This is a genomic window from Enterococcus sp. C63 (assembly GCF_040887215.1).
Classification (GTDB): Bacteria; Bacillota; Bacilli; order Lactobacillales; family Enterococcaceae; genus Enterococcus_B; species Enterococcus_B hirae.
In genome coordinates this window covers 73,024-91,020 of sequence record NZ_JBFOFI010000002.1, presented here as the reverse complement: position 1 = coordinate 91,020, position 17,997 = coordinate 73,024, and the positions used below count along the sequence as shown (strand labels likewise).

The 17,997-nt window shown below is 37.6% G+C and carries 18 protein-coding genes; 5 read left to right on the top strand and 13 right to left on the bottom strand.

What is annotated here, in order from left to right; all coding sequences use genetic code 11:
• Positions 1-47 precede the first annotated feature (47 nt).
• The 4 genes from AB3H90_RS03060 to AB3H90_RS03045 are packed head-to-tail and all read left to right on the top strand — an operon-like array spanning position 48 to position 4,746.
• Entirely contained in the window at positions 48-1,505 is a 1,458-nt protein-coding gene (locus tag AB3H90_RS03060; protein ID WP_368016155.1) for a rhamnulokinase family protein, read from the top strand.
• Positions 1,492-3,273 carry an L-fucose isomerase gene (locus AB3H90_RS03055; RefSeq protein WP_368016154.1) on the top strand — a complete coding sequence of 594 codons (1,782 nt, stop codon included), beginning with the start codon at positions 1,492-1,494 and terminating at the stop codon, positions 3,271-3,273. Before AB3H90_RS03060 ends, AB3H90_RS03055 begins: the two co-directional genes overlap by 14 nt.
• Before the next feature lie 21 nt (positions 3,274-3,294).
• Entirely contained in the window at positions 3,295-3,933 is a 639-nt protein-coding gene (locus AB3H90_RS03050; protein ID WP_010738454.1) for an L-fuculose-phosphate aldolase, read from the top strand.
• A gap of 54 nt (positions 3,934-3,987) precedes the next feature.
• Positions 3,988-4,746 carry a DeoR/GlpR family DNA-binding transcription regulator gene (locus AB3H90_RS03045; RefSeq protein ID WP_010720077.1) on the top strand — a complete coding sequence of 253 codons (759 nt, stop codon included), beginning with the start codon at positions 3,988-3,990 and terminating at the stop codon, positions 4,744-4,746.
• Positions 4,747-4,942: 196 nt separating this feature from the next.
• Here the strand turns inward: AB3H90_RS03045 and alsE are convergent, their stop codons facing one another.
• The 10 genes from alsE to AB3H90_RS02995 form a co-directional block, all read right to left on the bottom strand.
• A complete protein-coding gene (gene alsE, locus AB3H90_RS03040; RefSeq protein ID WP_010720078.1) occupies positions 4,943-5,659 on the bottom strand; it encodes a D-allulose 6-phosphate 3-epimerase in 717 nt (238 codons plus the stop codon).
• Between the two features lie 70 nt (positions 5,660-5,729).
• A complete protein-coding gene (locus tag AB3H90_RS03035; RefSeq protein WP_010720079.1) occupies positions 5,730-6,827 on the bottom strand; it encodes a PTS fructose transporter subunit IIC in 1,098 nt (365 codons plus the stop codon).
• A gap of 18 nt (positions 6,828-6,845) precedes the next feature.
• Entirely contained in the window at positions 6,846-7,169 is a 324-nt protein-coding gene (locus AB3H90_RS03030) for a PTS fructose transporter subunit IIB (protein ID WP_034699505.1), read from the bottom strand.
• Positions 7,170-7,190: 21 nt separating this feature from the next.
• Entirely contained in the window at positions 7,191-7,643 is a 453-nt protein-coding gene (locus AB3H90_RS03025) for a PTS sugar transporter subunit IIA (protein WP_010720081.1), read from the bottom strand.
• A 19-nt stretch (positions 7,644-7,662) separates the two neighbouring features.
• A complete protein-coding gene (locus AB3H90_RS03020) occupies positions 7,663-7,974 on the bottom strand; it encodes a PTS fructose transporter subunit IIB (RefSeq protein WP_010720082.1) in 312 nt (103 codons plus the stop codon).
• Positions 7,971-8,411 carry a PTS sugar transporter subunit IIA gene (locus AB3H90_RS03015; protein ID WP_123875093.1) on the bottom strand — a complete coding sequence of 147 codons (441 nt, stop codon included), beginning with the start codon at positions 8,409-8,411 and terminating at the stop codon, positions 7,971-7,973. The genes AB3H90_RS03020 and AB3H90_RS03015 overlap by 4 nt, the downstream gene beginning before the upstream one ends.
• Positions 8,401-9,885: a PRD domain-containing protein gene (locus tag AB3H90_RS03010; protein WP_010720084.1), complete on the bottom strand. Its 1,485-nt coding sequence runs from the start codon at positions 9,883-9,885 to the stop codon at positions 8,401-8,403. Before AB3H90_RS03010 ends, AB3H90_RS03015 begins: the two co-directional genes overlap by 11 nt.
• 488 nt (positions 9,886-10,373) lie before the next feature.
• Positions 10,374-11,513, bottom strand: a complete 1,140-nt coding sequence (locus AB3H90_RS03005) for an AI-2E family transporter (RefSeq protein ID WP_368016152.1) — start codon at positions 11,511-11,513, stop codon at positions 10,374-10,376.
• 319 nt (positions 11,514-11,832) lie between these two features.
• Positions 11,833-12,546, bottom strand: a complete 714-nt coding sequence (locus AB3H90_RS03000; RefSeq protein ID WP_010720086.1) for an MgtC/SapB family protein — start codon at positions 12,544-12,546, stop codon at positions 11,833-11,835.
• A gap of 145 nt (positions 12,547-12,691) precedes the next feature.
• Complete coding sequence (locus AB3H90_RS02995) at positions 12,692-13,393, bottom strand: glucosamine-6-phosphate deaminase (protein ID WP_094940219.1); 702 nt, start codon at positions 13,391-13,393, stop codon at positions 12,692-12,694.
• A gap of 429 nt (positions 13,394-13,822) precedes the next feature.
• Here AB3H90_RS02995 and AB3H90_RS02990 point away from each other — a divergent pair, with 429 nt between their 5' ends.
• A complete protein-coding gene (locus AB3H90_RS02990; protein WP_053765776.1) occupies positions 13,823-15,352 on the top strand; it encodes an ABC-F family ATP-binding cassette domain-containing protein in 1,530 nt (509 codons plus the stop codon).
• Positions 15,353-15,693: 341 nt separating this feature from the next.
• On the opposite strand, the gene AB3H90_RS02985 is transcribed toward AB3H90_RS02990, so the two are convergent.
• The 3 genes from AB3H90_RS02985 to AB3H90_RS02975 form a co-directional block, all read right to left on the bottom strand.
• Positions 15,694-15,996, bottom strand: coding sequence for a type II toxin-antitoxin system PemK/MazF family toxin (locus tag AB3H90_RS02985; RefSeq protein ID WP_368016306.1), 303 nt, complete (start codon positions 15,994-15,996; stop codon positions 15,694-15,696).
• 24 nt (positions 15,997-16,020) lie between these two features.
• Positions 16,021-16,254, bottom strand: a complete 234-nt coding sequence (locus AB3H90_RS02980) for an antitoxin MazE (RefSeq protein ID WP_081127694.1) — start codon at positions 16,252-16,254, stop codon at positions 16,021-16,023.
• Positions 16,255-16,657: 403 nt separating this feature from the next.
• Positions 16,658-17,842, bottom strand: coding sequence for an MFS transporter (locus AB3H90_RS02975; protein ID WP_053765777.1), 1,185 nt, complete (start codon positions 17,840-17,842; stop codon positions 16,658-16,660).
• Positions 17,843-17,997: the final 155 nt, after the last annotated feature.

Below are 17,997 nucleotides of genomic sequence, written 5' to 3'. Positions count from 1 at the left end.
ATAACCGAAGCAGATTTGCTATCCACTTAGAAAAGGAGGAGAAATCTATGAGTACGATCTTAGCCTTTGATTTAGGTGCTACCAGTGCGCGAGGTATCGTTTTTTCCTTAATGAATGGTCAAATCAAGGAAGAAAAAGTTTATCGTTTCACTGATTACCAAGTGATTGATCCCAACAAAGATGAGATCCATTGGAATATTGAGAAAATCATGACGAATATCAAGGAAATCATTACTTTAGCAACTACAGAATATGTCATTGAAAGTATCGGCATCGATACATGGGGCTGTGATTTTGGTTTGATAGATAAAAAAGGACAGCTAGTGCTACCACCACTTTGCTATCAAACTATGCTGAAAGAACCTAATTTACATTATGGTGGGGATTTACCAACTCACTTTCACGAACGTACAGGGATTCCAAATGCATCGATCAATACCAGTTCCCAACTACTCTACTTGAAAGAACATTATCCTGAACAGCTAAATAAAGCAAGTACTCTTTTGATGATGCCTGATCTGATCCATTTTTTATTAACAGGTACGATCTTAACAGAATCTTCGATCGCCTCAACGAGTCAATTATTCGATATCGATAAACATCAATGGGCATCCGACCTTATTGAACAATTAGGGATTTCCCCTTCCTTGTTCTCAACGATCGTTCTTCCATATACAAAAATCGGTTTGATAAATCTAGCCGAAAAACAACTCCCGATTCATTCGGTGATGTCCCATGATACTGCTAGTGCGATCTTTGCTTTACCAACCAACGATCACTCTTGTTTCTTTTTATCCTCTGGTACCTGGTCTGTTCTAGGAGAAAAATCAGAAAGAGGAATTTTGGTCAATCACCCATTAGATACGAACTATTCTTATGAACAAGCCGGTGATGGAAAAATATTAAAACTCAAAAACATGTTAGGAATGTGGTTCATTGAGGAAGCTTTAGCGTTCAGCAATCAAACCCAGTCAATCACGATCCAACAGATCCAAGACATGCTACTTACTGCTGAGCCGATTCATTTTTTCTTTGATAACGAACATCCTGAATTTTTGAGTAAAGGTCAATTTGTAAAAAAATTGCAGCAATACGGAAACCAACATCATTTTTCATCAATTGAAGAGCCACAACAATTGTTTTTAGCCATCTATCAAAATCTAGCATTTAAATACGCTGAAACGTTCGATAAATTAGCAGGTTCCGCTCCTTTCACTAAGCTATATTTATTTGGTGGTGGGAGTAAATCACACTTTTTGACTCAACTAACAGCCAATTTAACGCAAACAACGATAGAGGTCTGCTATTCTGAAAATTCAGCTTTAGGTAATGCGTTAGCCCAATTTTTAGCGATCAAAGCAATCAAAAATAGAGAGGAATTGGTGACACTCGTTACAGAAAATTATCCACCAATTTCTTTTTTTCCAGAAACTTCGACAACCTTTAACCAAACTTATATCAACTACAAACAATTTATGAGGAGGAACATCAATGAATTATCCTAAAATCGGCATTAGACCCACGATCGATGGCAGACAAGGAGGCGTCCGTGAATCATTAGAACAACAAACGCTGGACATGGCGCGTCGAGCAAAAGAATTGATCGAAACATCCCTTTATTACATGGATGGCACTCCAGTACAGTGCGTTTTACCAGAACAAACGATTGGCGGTTACGCCGATGCCAGCTTTGTTGACGATGATTTTGCCCGTCAAGATGTGGTCGCTACCTTAACGGTGACACCTTGCTGGTGCTATGGCACAGAAACGATCGATTTACGACCAGATACCTTTAAGGCGATTTGGGGATTTAATGGTACAGAACGACCAGGAGCTGTTTACTTAGCTGCCGCTATGAGTGGCTATGCGCAAAAAGGAATCCCTGCCTATAAGATCTATGGTGAACAAGTCCAAGATAGTGACGACAAGTCGATTCCAGCTGACGTCCAAGAAAAAATCTTACTCTTTGCACGTGCGAGTGTGGCGGCTGGGGAAATGAAAAACAAATCTTATGTGAACATTGGTGCTTCTTCGATGGGAATTGCCGGTAGTCAAATCAATCAAACCTTTTTTGAAAAATATCTAGGAATGCAAGTTGAATATGTGGATATGACTGAAGTCTTACGTCGAATCGAACTAAATATCTTTGATCCGAAAGAATATGACACCATTAGAACTTGGATCAAACAATATTGTCAGGAAGGAATCGATATCAATGCAGGCAAGTCATTCCCTGAAGTCATTACAAAATCACGCTATATCGCTGAAGAAGATCAGTGGGACTTTATTGCCAAACAAACCCTAATCGTTCGTGATCTTTTATTTGGCAACCCTGAACTAGCAAAATTGGGTTGGCTGGAAGAAGCAAAAGGCAGAAATGCCATTGCTGGAGGGTTCCAAGGACAACGACAATGGACCGACTGGCTACCCAATGGTGATTTTATGGAATCTATTTTAACCAGTACTTTTGACTGGAACGGCCCTAAACAACCCGTCTCATTCGCTACTGAAAATGATACCTGTAACGCTGCTGCTATGTTATTTGGCTCTTTATTGACTAATAAAGCACCGATTTTTTCCGATGTCAGAACCTATTGGAGTGCGGAGTCAGTAGAAAGAATCACTGGGCACAAATTAACGGGTAAAGCACAACATGGCTTAATCCATCTACTGAATTCAGGTGCGAGTGCTTTAGATGGCAGTGGTGGAAGTATCGATCACGAAGGTAATTCAACGATGAAAGAATTTTGGAATATGACGAAAACCGATATCCAAGCCTGCTTAGAAAAAACAAAATGGTGTCGGGCTAATTATGAATACTTTAGAGGCGGTGGCTTCTCCAGTCAATACCATCTACAAGCAGAATTACCTTTAACGCTCATTCGTTTGAATATCGTTGAGGGTGTGGGACCAACTTTACAAGTAGCAGAGGGTTATTCCTGTGCATTACCTGATGAAGTCCATGACATCTTAAACGAACGAACCGATCAAACATGGCCAACACTCTGGTTTGCACCAAACTTAGGTGAGAAAGGTTTTGAAGATGTGTATACGATGATGAACCACTGGGGAAGCAACCATGGCGCTAGTGTCCACGGTCACGTAGGCGCAGAACTACTGACATTAGCCAGTATGCTGCGCATTCCCGTTTCACTTCACAACGTACCTAGTGAAAAAATCTTTAGACCCCACGCCTTTTCTGGTTTCGGAACAAAAGATTTAGAAGCAGCTGATTTCAATGCTTGCCAATCATTTGGCCCCTTTTATAAATAAGATGATGGAAGAAGGATTATGATGTATTCAATACAAAAACAAGAATTGATCGATTATGGAAATAAATTAATAGCAGATGGCTATACCTTAGGAACAGGCGGAAATTTAAGTACGTATATCCGACAAGATGAAGTGATGCTCATCACGCCTTCTGGAATCCCATTTGATAAAATCGAATTACCTGACATCGTGACTATGCGATTAGATGGAACGATCGTTCAAGGTCATCGTCGCCCTTCCAGTGAATGGCGAATGCACGGGATCATGTATGAAAAGCGGGAAGATCTAGACTATATCATCCATGGTCACACGATTTATTCCACTGCGCTAGCGGTCCTCAGACAACCATTGCCTGCATCACATTACATGATTGCTGTTGCCGGTAAAGATGTTCGTTGTGCAGACTATGCTTCATTTGGCACGGAAGAATTATCTCTAAATGCCTATGAAGCCATGAAAGATCGAAAAGCCGTTTTATTAGCAAATCATGGCGTTTTGACTGGTGGAAAGACAATGACTGAAGCCTTTGCCGTTTTAGAAGAATTAGAATATTGTTCAAAAGTCCATATCATAGCTTCAAGTGTTGGCAAACCAACCTTGATGTCCGAAGAAGAAATGGCAAATATGGCGATTCGTTTTAAAACATACGGACAAAAATAAGTTTCTTGTGGTACACTTTAGTCATGTTAGACCAGTGGTTAAGGAGGGATAGCCATGACTGAGTCACGAAAAGAACAAATCTTAACTTTGCTAAAAAAATATAAAAAATTAGATAACTCAGAACTGCAAAAACAGTTGTTTTGCTCTCCTTCGACTTTAAGGCGTGAATTAGTCGCACTTGAAAAAGATGGGATCATCCGTCGTTACCGTGGTGGTGTCGTTTTAGAAGTCGAAAGAAATCACGTCATCTCAACAAATTATCGTGAAAATGTCATGGTTCAAGAAAAAGAAAAAATTGCGGAGATCGCTAGCACATTTATTGGACCAGGAATGAGTCTTTTTATTGACTCAAGTTCAACTGTGAAACAGCTGCTTCCCTATTTAGTTAAACTGTCAAATCTCGTTGTCATAACAAATGGCTTGAAAATCGCCTATGAGCTTTCTCAAGCTTGTACGGAAGATTCCAAAGTTTTTATGCTGGCGGGTGAAGTAATCAAGGATGCCGAGAGCGTTGTTGGGGACTATGGGAATTCTTTCTTAGACCTTTTTCAAATCGATTTATGTATTTTTAGTTCGACAGGAATTGATTTATCAGGGATCTATGAAGCTAATTTTGCTCAAGCCTTAGTGAAAAAGAAGGTAATGTCTAGAGGAGATAAAAGTTTGTTATTAGTCGACTATACAAAATTTGATAAAAAACATGCGTATAAATTTTCTGATTGGACCTCTTTTGAATACATCGTCACGGATCAACAACCAGCAGATGATTACTTACAACTTGCGTTGAAACACGATACTGAATTTCTCTATTGATCGATCATTTTTGAGAGATCGTGACAGAGGTACCTAAACCTAAGTACGCAAAATAAACCAAAGAATCCAAAAAATAGATTTCCCTATTTTTGAAGTTCTTTGGTTTATTTTTTGTTTATATTCTCAGCATTCCTTACACGGGTATTGCAAGAAAAGCGTATTTATTCCCTAAAAGTAATTTTTGATTCTTGTATAGCTATAGACTGTACGCATTTATACTATTTGATTCGACTGTTTTTCCAGTCATCTCTTCAAAATCTTTTTTCATGATCTCCCAAGAAGTTTTGATATCCTCATCTAAGCCGAATAATCCGCTACGCCCAATAATATAAATATCTGGATTGGCTTGATCAATTCGCTTAAATGATTGACGGTTAGACGAACCATCCATTTCGATCAAATAATGATATCCTTTTTCTTGCCGTAATTGTCGTAATGCGGTGATTTTATCTAATGTACTTTCGATAAATCGTTGACCAGCAAATCCTGGATCAACTGTCATGATCGTTACTTTATCAACTAATTCGATATAAGGAAAAATCGTTTCAATTGGTGTTTCAGGGTTTAAGACTACTCCAGCTTTTAAGCCAGCATCATGGATTTGATCAATCAAACGAAAAGCTAAACCGTCAAGTAATTCAGCATGCATACAAATCCACTCACATTTTTGTTGGATTAGTTGATTTACCCAAAAACTTTGATCGCTGACCATTAAATGAGCAGACATAGGTAATTGACTGATTTTACGTACTTCATCGATGAACCATGGCGATAATGTAATGTTCGGAACGTAATGGCCGTCCATGATATCGATATGGTAAGAATCAACATGTTCATTCAAAAATTCGATTTGTTCTTTGAATTTATCTAAATCCATCGTCATTAAGGATGGTGAAAAAGCTACTTTGCTCATTGAAAAAACTCCTTTATTCTATAATTTATCTACACTATAGCGACACCTTTTAACTAATTTGCTTTATCGCTTAAAAGATTTGAATGTCATCTAAACGAATGTCTTCCTCTTCTTTTTCTGGGACTGTTGTGACTTCCTCACCAACATCTTTCTTAATGATGGCTAAAACAACCGCTGTCACGATCACATTGACTAAAATGGCGATAACGCCTGCCCAAGGACGTGACATCGTTGGGATCATTAAAACGCCTCCAAAAGGAACCGTTGCATCTGCACCTAAGATCATAGTAGTCGCACCACCAGCAAAGCCCCCGATTGCAGTTGCTACAACCCCACGAACAATATCATTCATCACTAGCGGGATGACCCCTTCAACGATATTGATCACACCCATAGGAACTGCTGACTTTAAGGTTTCCACTTCAACCTTTGTATAAATGTTTTTGCGGAAAAGTTTAGCTATGAAATAAGCCAAGCCAAAACCGATTGGTGTAGCGGTATTCACAAGTTGTAAAGCTGTAATAGGACCGTTCACGCCTTCTGCTTGCATCGTTAACACAAAAGCAAAAACCGTCTTGTTGATTGGTCCACCATAGTCAACACCACTTAGTAAACCGATCACTCCCCCAAAGATCAACAAGGAAGAGTTTCCTAATCCATCCAAGAAGTTCGTTAGCAAAGAAGTGAATGCTGCGACTGGAGCTCCAATCACATAGACCATCACTAATCCACCAATAAATGAAGCAACAAAAGGAATAATCAATGTTGGCATCAAGCCTTTTGCCCAATTTGGTACTTTGAAATATTTTAAAATTGCTAAAACAAGATAACCAGCTAGATAACCACCTAATATTCCACCAATAAACCCTGCACCGATCGCATTAGCTGTTAAACCAATAATAAAGCCAGGAGCAATACCAGGTTTTCCAGCAATCGAGTAAGAAATCCCCGTAGCAATCACGACTGGTAATAAGCCTAAACCAGCACCACCCATCGTTGCTAAGGCATCAAAAAATGAAAATTCGCCTTGCACCAAAGTTCCTTGGCTCGTTCCACCAAATGCCATCCCAATCGCAATCAGAAATCCCGCACCACACACAATGGGAATTAAATAAGAGATGGCAGTTAACAAATGCCCTTTCAGATTCAGCTTCTTTATCTTTTCCATCAGTCTTCCTCCTTATTTTTATGAAATACTTTGCTGTGCTAACACTTCTTGCGCTTTTTCAATCAATTTATTGGGTGATTTCACCGCAATCTCAGTTGGTACTTGGATGATTCTTTTCCCTTCAAAGCGTTCTCGACCACTGATTTTCACGTCAACTGCTAAGATCACCAAATCTGCTTCCTTGATTTGTTCGGGCGTTAATTCATTTTCGATCCCGATGGTTCCTTGAGTTTCTACGTGCATCTCATGTCCTGCTTTTTTTGCCGCATTCTCTAGTTTCTCTTGGGCAATATAGGTGTGAGCAATCCCCACGGTACAAGCTGCTACTCCAACGATTTTCATCTTTTTATCCTCCTTTGATTTTTAGCTGAATGCTGCGACCACTTCATCTGCATCTTTTGCTTGGATCAATTGCTCGATTACTTCATCATTCCCTAGTTTCCTAGCAAATAGCGAAAGTAACTTCAAGTGTTCTTGTGCCCCTTCATTATCATCCCCCACTGCAAATAAAATAATTCCTTTGACTCCCTTACCATCTAATGATTCCCAAGGGATCTCATTTTCTGTAACACCGATTGCTACACCAATTCTATCTACATAAGGACTTTTCCCATGAGGAATGGCAATATAATTGCCGATCCCAGTTTGTCCTTCTTCTTCTCGCGCATAGATATCTGCCATGAAGCCATCTACATCTGTAATATAATGATTTTGCAATAACACCGTTGCCAATTCTTTGAGTACTTCATCTTTCGTTTCCCCCACTAAATTGGTCTTAATATTATTTGGATCAATGATTTTTGCTACTTCTACCATCAAATTTCACTCCTATTCTTTACTGTTTTACGACTTCCATGGCTTTCTCAATCAACTTATTTGGTGATTTGATCGCAATTTCAGTCGGTACTTGGATGATCCGCTTTCCTTCAAACCGTTCTCGACCACTGATTTTTACATCCACTGCTAAGATCACCAAATCTGCTTCTTTGATTTGTGCAGGCGTTAGTTCATTCTCGATCCCGATGGTTCCTTGGGTTTCTACGTGTATCTCATGCCCTGCTTTTTTAGCTGCATTTTCTAATTTTTCTTGAGCAATGTAGGTGTGGGCAATTCCCACGGTACAAGCTGCTACTCCAATGATTTTCATTTGTCATTTCTCCTTTCGTTTCCATCGATTGTTTCCAGTCTTTTTCCTTCTTTTAAAGTTTCGATTACTTGTTCATCTGCTAGTAGGCGCATGAAGTTTGCTATTTGACGCTTGGTTTCGATTTTTTCTTGCGGTGCCAGAAATACCGCAAGAATCAACTCGACTTGTTGGATTGCTGGGTTCCAGTTCGCCATTCTTTGTTCTAATGGCAAAATAATGACTTTTGTTGCTTTGACTAATTGATTTTCAATATGAGGTAGAAGTACCCCTTCATCAATTTGAATATCTCCAGTTTCCTCGCGTTCCAACAACGCTTGTACGATTTGTTCTTTTTTTATTCCCATTTCTGAATCGACTTGCTGTGCTAGCCATTCATAGACTTCATTTCGTGAATGGAATACTGTGGGAGGAACATATTCGAGCCAATCATCTTTCATTGTATATTTCCTCAATCTTTCGTTGGATTCTTAACTGATCATCTGCTGTTAACATGCCGCTAACAAGTAATGTACGTGCAGGCAGCGGATCTTTGATTCCAATGGTTGTTAAAATCAATTCAATTCCGGGATTTTTTTCTAATGCTGATTGGTAATTCTTGGTGGCAATCACATCAACGACCGCCAGTTCAGGAAACTTCTTATTGATTTTTGCTCTTAATAATTCTGAAGTACCGATCCCTGTAGTACACATGATCAGTGTTTGAATCGGTAGTTGCTGTGTTTCCAACATCCGTGCAAAATATAATGTGATAAAACCGATTTCATCTTGATTGATCAAAGGCAGCTGATACTTTTTGCTAACATCTTTAGAAACGACTGATACATTTTTATAAATCTCTTCATAGGTCAATTGAATTTGTTCTAACAATCCGTTTTTGACATGGATATGATTTTTTAACCGATTGAGCATTGGTTTGATGTGATTGGCTAGATCAACAAAAATCGCTTCATTCGCCACCTTCAGATTGATTTTATCGCCCACCTCTTTCAGGTAATAAGAGGTAATTTCTGATACTTTATCTGGAAAAACCTGTTTCTTTTGCGTTGTTTTTTCCATCCGTGAGGATACCAGATATTGATACAAATAATAGACTTCGTTCATCGGTAAGCGAGTAACGAGATAACGTTCCACGTTTTGGATCACGATCATCGCCATCTCATAAATTGGACTTTCGTGGTCTAACGATTGAAGTTGCTCGGTAGATAACTCGATTTCTTTGATTTGGTAATTCGTCTTTCTGGAACGGCTGATCATGATGTACAGATGTGAAAAAATATTGACGTTATAAGGATAAGGGATTCCACCGCCTAATGTTTTTTCAATCAATTTCAATTGTTCTGATACAAACAACACATCGTAACGATTAAAATTCAACTCTTTTGTTCGATTGATTTCATCAATATCAAGAATATTCATCCGCCAGATGACTTCGGCGATCCCTCGCCGAATATTTGTTTCTGATCCTTGGATCGCAAGCGTGCGATTTTTACGGATCAGTTCAAGATCAAACTTTTTTATTTTCTTAGCTATCTGCTTTTCATCATTGGCAATAGCAGAATCACCAACATAATAATCTCTGAACAGCTCAGTGATTTTAAGTGCTTTAGGTGAAACCATCAGTAACTCTTCCATTACTCGATCTTGACGTTCAGCAGGCGATAGCTCTACAGAGGGTTTATTCAGTTCATTGGTTTGTTCGATAAACTTCCCATAATCTAATTTGTACCCCCGACCTTTTTCGGCTAGGATCAAGTGACCGTTAGGAAATTCAAGATTGATTTTCTTTATCAAACGGTAAATTGTTTTGGTCGAAGTTTCTAATAGAATGGCTAGTTCTTCTGAAGTCATATAATCTTTTTGTTTTGATAACAAAAGGATCAACTTATTTTCTCGATTCATCTGACTAGTCATGTTTCATCCCCCCTGTGTATCTTTATCATAAGACACATTATTTATTTTGTTTCACTGGACTTTGTCCATTGCAACAGACAATTTTGTATGCGTTTTCTTTAACTTCGTTATCCGTTACTTACTTTTTACGAAAGCGTAAGAAAGATTTTGTTTATTATAGTCTTTTTTAACTTATTATGGGAAAAAATTACTCATTTTCAAACAATCCCAGGATCCCATAAGAATTTTAACAAAAAGAGAGGAGGTTGAGACAAAAGTGTTTAGCATCAAGAAATAAGAAGGAATTTCCGAAAATTGCTTCTCAAATTTTTGGTAAATTTCGGCTTATTTCCGAAGATGCTGCTTTTGTCTCACCGTTTATTCGTTTTAGAGATACTAAAAGAGCCTGAGACAAGTTTTGTCCCAGGCTCTCTCTAATAAATAGTGAATGGTGTACAAAATTACTTAGTGACTACTGTTGTGCTACCTTCTACTTCTTTATAGTACCTTTAATTTTCACGTCCATTCGTTTTTATCTCTTGGATCGTTGGTTCTACACCAGAATCAAACTTTCGCAATAAGTAAATTTTTCTGATATTCAAGACTAATGTTTTAATGACAGCATACACCGGAATACAAATCAACATTCCTAGAATCCCTGCGACACTGCCAGCACCGATCAACACTAAGATAATCGTTAATGGATGCATATTCATGTTTTTTCCAAATAACAACGGTTTGATTACATTTCCATCTAATTGTTGGATAACAAGGATCGAAAGCGCCATGTATAATGCTTGGAATGGTGAAACAAATAGACCAACGATCACTGCCGGGACAGCGCCAATAAAAGGTCCCACATATGGAATAATATTGGTGATACCACAAAATACAGCTAACAATAAACTATATGGTTGTTTAAAGATGGTCATAGCAATAAAACTCATGATACCAATGATAACCGCATCAACGATCGTACTACTGATATATGCCGATAACGTCTCATTTAGTTCTTTGACCGTTTGACGTACTTCACCTCGAATCCCTTGTGGAAAGAATTTTGCTAAAGCATCGATAAATTTGTGTCCGTCTTTAAACATGAATAATAGAATAAAAGGCACGGTAAACAGTAAAACAAAAAACTGCATCATAAATGAAAAAACTTTAGAGACACTGCTGGATAAGCTTACCAATACAATATTGAACAAATTACTCAACGAAAGATTAGCCGAAGCTAATTGTTCTTCAATATTGAAATTTTTGATTTCCTCACGCTGTGCCAATTCATTGAGCCATTTACTTGTCTCTTCCGCATACATCGGCAAACTTTTAGTCAACTGGATCGTCTGTTCTGCCAATTGAGGAATCACATTCATTATCGCTAAAACTGTTAGTACGACTAGAACAACTAGCGTTAATATGTATCCATAAACCCTTGGGATTTTTCGTTTTTCCAAAAAAACAACGACCGGATCAAACATATAATAGAAAAATCCAGCAACCAGCAATGGCAATAAAATCGCTGATAACATTTTTAACACTGGACTAAAGACATTTGGCATCTGTAAAATAAAATATACCCCAATAATCGTCAGTACCAACTCGACAGTCCAAAATAATAATTTTGAATTTTTAAACTTTGCTTGCATACATCTCCTCCAACACTTGATACTTTCATTTTATCATTTTATTAGAATTAAAGCGCTCTTTTCTGATAAACAGCTACAAAAATATTCTTTCTTTTTCTAATTACTAGTAGCTAATTTTCAAATTTAAAAAACTTCTAAGCTTAATGACTGAAATCATTATCTAAACAAATGCAAATAAATCAAAAAAAGACACCAAAAAACGCTCATTGGCTAAAATAGGAAATACTCTCTTAGCGAGTGAGCGTTTTTTCTTTTGTAACCGACTCTTCATAAAACCAATGTGTGAAAAGCCTTATATTACCAACTGAAAGGAATTGTTTCATTGTGCCACACTAACTAAATGAAGCTTCATGATATTTTTATGGACAGATAACTCTTCAATGACATCTGCATAAGTCATGTCCTTTGGTAAGTCAATTGTATAAATATTTTTATATACCCGATAATCCTCCACGAAATCCACGTCAAAATTTACGTCTTCAATGATAATTCCTCGTTGTTCAAAATACTCGGTCAAGAAATCTTTGGTTTCTTTCCGATGAATATATTGGATTTCTAGTTTTTTGGTCGTTGGTACGTGGATAATTTTTTTGACAACCGTTAATGCAATCACGATCCCGATAAAACTAATGATCGCAATCCAATAAAATCCCATACCAATGGCGATTCCTAGTCCAGCAATCGCCCATAGGGAAGCAGCTGTCGTTAGTCCAGTGACTGATTGTTTCGTCACAATGATCGTGCCAGCTCCTAAAAACCCAACGCCACTAACGACTTGTGCGATCAATCGTGCTTCATCTGAGCGAATCGTACCAACTAGTTCTGGGTATTCTAACGCATCACGTAACGCTTTACTTGCAATTTCCACTTGGATCAACGCAATGATACAAGCACCCATACATACTAAAATATGCGTCCGCATCCCTGCTGGACGATTTTTATATTGCCGTTCAAATCCAATCGCCCCGCCAAAGATCAATGCAATCCCTAGTCGTAAGATGATTTCTGGGACCGATAAGATCATCTCATCCATATAAATCCCCTCCAAACCAATATAGCATGTTTCGCAACTTCAAACAAAGCAAATCATCCCATTGCTTTGTGCGACAGATTAAAAATCTTATTCGATCAAAAAAGGGAGCTGAAAACGAGCAGCCCCCCAAAATTTTTATTTATTCTTATAGTTTGCTTCCTGCTGCATCATCAATAATCACGATCACGTTGTCGTGTTCTTGTAAAGCACTTGCTGGCAAATCAGTGGTCATTGGTCCTTGAATCATTCCTTTGATTGCATCTGCTTTGTTTTCACCATAAGCAAGTAAGACAATCTCTTTTCCTTTTAAGATCGAACCAATCCCCATTGAGACAGCTTTTGTTGGAACATCTTCTGCCTTTTCAAAGAATCGTTTATTCGCATTGATTGTTGATTCTGTTAAGTCCACTACTGAAGTTGTGCCATCAAATGGTGCACCAGGTTCATTAAATCCGATATGTCCATTTTGACCAATTCCTAGAATTTGGATATCGATTGGATGTTGTTCAAGGATTTCATCGTATTCTTGACAAGCCGCTTCAAGATCAGCAGCTTTTCCATCTGGTACATATGATTCTTTAAATGGTTTTTTATCAAACAATTGGCTATTCATAAAATGACGGTAACTTTGATCATCTGAACCGCCTAGTCCAACGTACTCGTCTAAGTTTACAGAAGTCATGTCACTGAAATTCAGATCGCTTGAAGTCATTTCTTTGTATAAAGTAATTGGCGTACTACCTGTTGCAAGACCTAATACTTTTGCCCCATTTTCCATGCCTTTTTTAATAATTTCAAAAGCTTTTTTTCCGCCCTCTTCAGCATTTTTCACTCGAATGATTTCCATAACGACTACTCCTTTGTTTTTGGTATAGCCCAATTATAGCACGACTTGTCTTTTTTTACAATATTAGTATAGACCAAAACCGACGATTTTCGTTTTCTTGACAATCTTGTCCCTTACATGTTAGGTTGCATAAGATAACCTATCGCATGTCCTTTAAACTGATACTTTTAGTACACGTTTTTTATAATTAAAACATTAAAGACCAAGAAATTTAGAAAACAATCGCTACTTCTCATTAACTGAGAAACGATTTTCTAAAAGACGAGCAACTTATTTAAAAATTTTAACTGACATGTTCTCCTAGATTCGTTCGATCATGTCGAATGATCCCATAGTATGTTGAACAACTTCAGATCAGCTTTTTTATTTGTTTTGCTTTCTTCTATTAGTCTTCTTAACATGCATAACATTATTAGAAAGGAACAGAACATGAGTCTTTTAACATTAACAAATATCACGCAACAATTTGGAGATAAAATCTTATATGAAAATGTACAACTCCAAGTCAATGCTGGAGAACATCTAGGATTGATCGGACAAAATGGAGCTGGCAAAAGTACGTTGATCAAGATCATCACAGGAGAAATTCTACCAGATGATGGACAAGTCCATTGGCAAAAAAATATCCATAGAGGCTATTTAGATCAATATGTAGCGGTGGATGAAACATTAACCATTGAAGAATTTTTAAAAACAGCCTACTCTGATGAATTTAAAAAAGAAGCATTGATTACCCAACTTTATCAAGAATACAGTGAAACAATGGAAGAGGCGTTACTCGAAAAAGCGGGAAAACTTCAAACAGAATTAGACCAAGGAGTATTCTATCAAATTGATACCTTAGTCGCTGAGATGAGTAGTGGTCTAGGCATTGATGTTTTAGGATTGTCCACTCCTCTAAAAAAACTGAGTGGTGGTCAACGTTCCAAAGTGATTTTGGCAAAATTACTCTTAGAAAATCCCGATGTTCTGATCTTAGATGAACCAACCAATCACTTAGATGACCAACATATCCAATGGCTTACTCAATTTTTACAATCATTCGAGGGCGCTTATATCGTGATTTCTCATGACCAGGAATTTTTAGATAAAATCACAACCCATATCGCTGACATAGAATTTGGTAAAATCACCAAATATACGGGTCATTTAAAACAAGCATTACGACAAAAAGAACAAAACCGTGAAAGTTATCTACGCCAATTCCATGCCCAACAAAAGCACATCGAAAAAACCGAAGCTTATATCCGAAAATATAAAGCTGGTTCTCGCTCTACCATGGCAAAAAGTCGCCAAAAACAATTAGATAAAATTGAGCGATTGACTCCGCCTGCCTCAACAGCTAAGCCAATCTTTGATTTTCCTTATTCTCCGATCGTAACGACATTGGCTGTCGAAACAACCGATTTAGTCATTGGGTATGACCGACCTTTACTTTCGCCGATCAACCTAACCATCCGCTTTGGTGAAAAAGTGGCGATTCGTGGATTTAACGGTATTGGTAAATCCACACTTTTGAAAACCTTGATTGGCGAAATCGAACAACTAGCCGGCGAATATCACTTTCCCGACAACACAGCGATCAATTATTTTTCACAAGATCTCATTTGGGAAAAACCTTTAGAAACACCCTTACAATATCTAGGCGCACAGTTTCCTAAAGCAACCGTCAAAGAATTAAGAAGACAACTAGCCAAATCTGGTTTAGTCAATCAACTAGCTAGTGAACCACTTTCTACTCTTAGCGGTGGTGAACAAACCAAAGTAAAATTGGCACAACTCACGATGAACCAAGGAAACTTATTAATTCTTGATGAACCAACGAATCATATCGATCATGAAACAAAAGATAGCTTACAAACCGGTATCAAGCATTTTCCTGGGACGGTGATCATCGTCTCTCATGAACAAGAATTTTACCAAGATTTAGTCGATCGAGTCATTGAAATCGAGGGATAAAATTGACTAAATTCTCTAAAAATAGATTATGTACAGCCTTTAACACCAGCCTGTCTCCCCTTCACAAGCACCGTTGTGTAGGTGGAGGCTGTTGCTGTTTCGCTCATCGTTTTTTACAATCTTTTCTTTTTTCTTAAGTGTTCAGGTAAATATCGCCCCAATTTAGAACCATAAAAAAAACGGTAGTCTTATTAAGTGTCTATTGTATCTTCATTCGCCAAAGTTCGAAGATGGTTACTTTTTTCTACATGGTCAATTATTAGCAAAACCAACGTCGTAAAAGCGGTGAGTAATCTAACTTTCTCTAAAATGGAAATTACTACTTTGCCCGTTATCTCCTACTAAATAAACATCCCTATCACTTCCACCACTTCAATCCACGTCAACAAATCGCATTGTTCAATTTTTTCAATATTTCTTGTGGTGTAATCAACCGATCTTAATTGGTGTGTAGCTACTTCACCCACTATTTTCTGCGAGTCTTTTATTTCAATATATGTTGCAAAGTTCCTCTTTGTAGAAGTGATAGGACAAACTAAGCAAAAACCTGTACGCTCATTAAACTCGTCTCTACTAACTACTAACGCAGGTCTACGCTTTCTTATCTCTTTACCTTTAGAAGGGTCAAAGTCGATCCAAATAATATCCTTTTGTTTTGGATATTTCCTCTAGTATTCCTCGCCTTCAAGTTTCATGCTCTCCCATTCGGATTCTTCGGCTGTAATCGATTCTCTAAAACCTTCCCAAGCCTTTTCGTTTTTAAAAATATCTTCTTTCTTAGGTTTCAATATATACGCTTCTCCTACTTTCAAAATAGTAAATATTTCTCCCACTTTTGGAGATATATCCTTCGGGAAAATTGTTCCCACAGAATTACCTATTTTTCTTGCTACTGTTTCCATATCTTTCATCTCCAATCCTTTTGCTAAATTAAGTTAAACTCAGTTTAACGAAATTATCAAAACATATCTTTCAAGTGAATAGATTTTTATGGAAACAACTCATTTTCATATGAAAATGTTATACAAATTAAATATAAAAATTTCTAAGTAGTCTACTGAATATTTTTTTGGATCTTTCATAATATAACTGGTACTAAACAAAGTGATTTTATACTATTGAACGTATCCATATTATTTTTTCGTTGGAAGTTGCACGAAATTTTCTAATAACTGCGGTTGATCACGAAATCAGTTATAGAAACTCCCAAATAAAATAGGATAGAAGTATATTAAAAAAGTAAGCGAAGGAATCGAAAAACGACTTTCGAATCCTTCAGCTTACTTTACAAGTTGGACACTTCTATCATGACCGCTTTTGAAAAATGATGTATTGACAAATATAGGCACATAATTGAAAGGCTAAACCAGTAAGTGTCACACCGAGCCAACCAAATTGTTGCCACATCGTTGTGCCTAGTAATGAACCCGTAGCACCACCAATAAAATACATAAACATAAATACTGTATTATTCCGATTACTTGCTGCTTCGCCTAGTCCTTGTACTCGTGTCTGATTTGCCACTTGCCCAAATTGATTCCCGACATCTAACAGAATAATTGCCACTAACAAAACGACTAAATGACTCCCTGCAACTAATAAAGCAACAAAACTGAGCGTTTGCATCGCAAGTCCCATTCCGACAATCTTTCTCTCGGAATAAGAATCAGACAACCGCCCAACAATTGGTGCAGCTACTGCTCCTGATAGCCCAAAAATCGCCAAAATTCCTGCTTCAAATGTTCCCCAATGGTACACCGGACTACTGATATAAAAAATCAATGTTGACCAAAAAATCGAAAAAGTTCCAAACATAAAAAAGCCACTAATAGACGCTTCTCTCAATAAGCGTTGTGTTTTCACTAAATAAGGTAAACTTTTTAAGGAATCAAGATACGATACAGATGAAGTTGTTTTTATTTGCGTTCTTGGCATTTTCCAATACAATAATCCGGTCAAGATAGCCACTAACACTAAAGCAAAAAGATAAATCATCCGCCAAGAAAAGAGGCTTGCTACAATGCCCGAAACCGTCCGTGAAAGTAAGATCCCCACTAATAAACCGCTTAACAAGGTCCCCATCACTTTTCCCCTAGCCTTGGGCCCTGCCAATACTGCTCCATAGGGAATAATGATTTGGGGCACGATCGATAATAAGCCGATCAAAAAAGAAGCACACGCAAATAATGTAAATGACGGTGCAAAAAAGGCCGCTAATAATGAAATCGCAGAGAGTGCAGCCATTCGGATAATCAGCTTCGGACGATCGACTACATCCCCTAATGGCACCAAAAACAACAAACCTAACGCATAACCAAGTTGAGTCAACATCGTCAAAATACCAATTGCACTTGTGCTAACCGATAAACTGGCTGCCACTTTCGTACCAATCGGTTGGATATAATACATATTCGCTACTACCACGCCACAAGTAATTGATAAGAGCAAAATCAGTGAAGAAGTTAACGTCGTTTTTTCATTTTTATCCATTTATTTCCCTCATTTCCTTTATTAGTTTACAACTTCTTAGAAAAATTGGGAATAGGAAAGTTCAGTGTTTTACTACTTTATGAAACATAAGTTATCGTGAAATTAAAATAAAAATGAATCTTAAAAGTATAGAACGAAATCAAAGGGATATTTCT

Coding starts and splice junctions, on each gene's coding strand:
- AB3H90_RS03060 (WP_368016155.1), top strand. CDS start 48: ATGAGTACGATCTTAGCCTTTGATTTAGGTGCTACCAGTGCGCGAGGT.
- AB3H90_RS03055 (WP_368016154.1), top strand. CDS start 1,492: ATGAATTATCCTAAAATCGGCATTAGACCCACGATCGATGGCAGACAA.
- AB3H90_RS03050 (WP_010738454.1), top strand. CDS start 3,295: ATGTATTCAATACAAAAACAAGAATTGATCGATTATGGAAATAAATTA.
- AB3H90_RS03045 (WP_010720077.1), top strand. CDS start 3,988: ATGACTGAGTCACGAAAAGAACAAATCTTAACTTTGCTAAAAAAATAT.
- alsE (WP_010720078.1), bottom strand. CDS start 5,659: ATGAGCAAAGTAGCTTTTTCACCATCCTTAATGACGATGGATTTAGAT.
- AB3H90_RS03035 (WP_010720079.1), bottom strand. CDS start 6,827: ATGGAAAAGATAAAGAAGCTGAATCTGAAAGGGCATTTGTTAACTGCC.
- AB3H90_RS03030 (WP_034699505.1), bottom strand. CDS start 7,169: ATGAAAATCGTTGGAGTAGCAGCTTGTACCGTGGGGATTGCTCACACC.
- AB3H90_RS03025 (WP_010720081.1), bottom strand. CDS start 7,643: ATGGTAGAAGTAGCAAAAATCATTGATCCAAATAATATTAAGACCAAT.
- AB3H90_RS03020 (WP_010720082.1), bottom strand. CDS start 7,974: ATGAAAATCATTGGAGTAGCAGCTTGTACCGTGGGAATTGCCCACACC.
- AB3H90_RS03015 (WP_123875093.1), bottom strand. CDS start 8,411: ATGAAAGATGATTGGCTCGAATATGTTCCTCCCACAGTATTCCATTCA.
- AB3H90_RS03010 (WP_010720084.1), bottom strand. CDS start 9,885: ATGACTAGTCAGATGAATCGAGAAAATAAGTTGATCCTTTTGTTATCA.
- AB3H90_RS03005 (WP_368016152.1), bottom strand. CDS start 11,513: ATGCAAGCAAAGTTTAAAAATTCAAAATTATTATTTTGGACTGTCGAG.
- AB3H90_RS03000 (WP_010720086.1), bottom strand. CDS start 12,546: ATGGATGAGATGATCTTATCGGTCCCAGAAATCATCTTACGACTAGGG.
- AB3H90_RS02995 (WP_094940219.1), bottom strand. CDS start 13,393: ATGGAAATCATTCGAGTGAAAAATGCTGAAGAGGGCGGAAAAAAAGCT.
- AB3H90_RS02990 (WP_053765776.1), top strand. CDS start 13,823: ATGAGTCTTTTAACATTAACAAATATCACGCAACAATTTGGAGATAAA.
- AB3H90_RS02980 (WP_081127694.1), bottom strand. CDS start 16,254: ATGGAAACAGTAGCAAGAAAAATAGGTAATTCTGTGGGAACAATTTTC.
- AB3H90_RS02975 (WP_053765777.1), bottom strand. CDS start 17,842: ATGGATAAAAATGAAAAAACGACGTTAACTTCTTCACTGATTTTGCTC.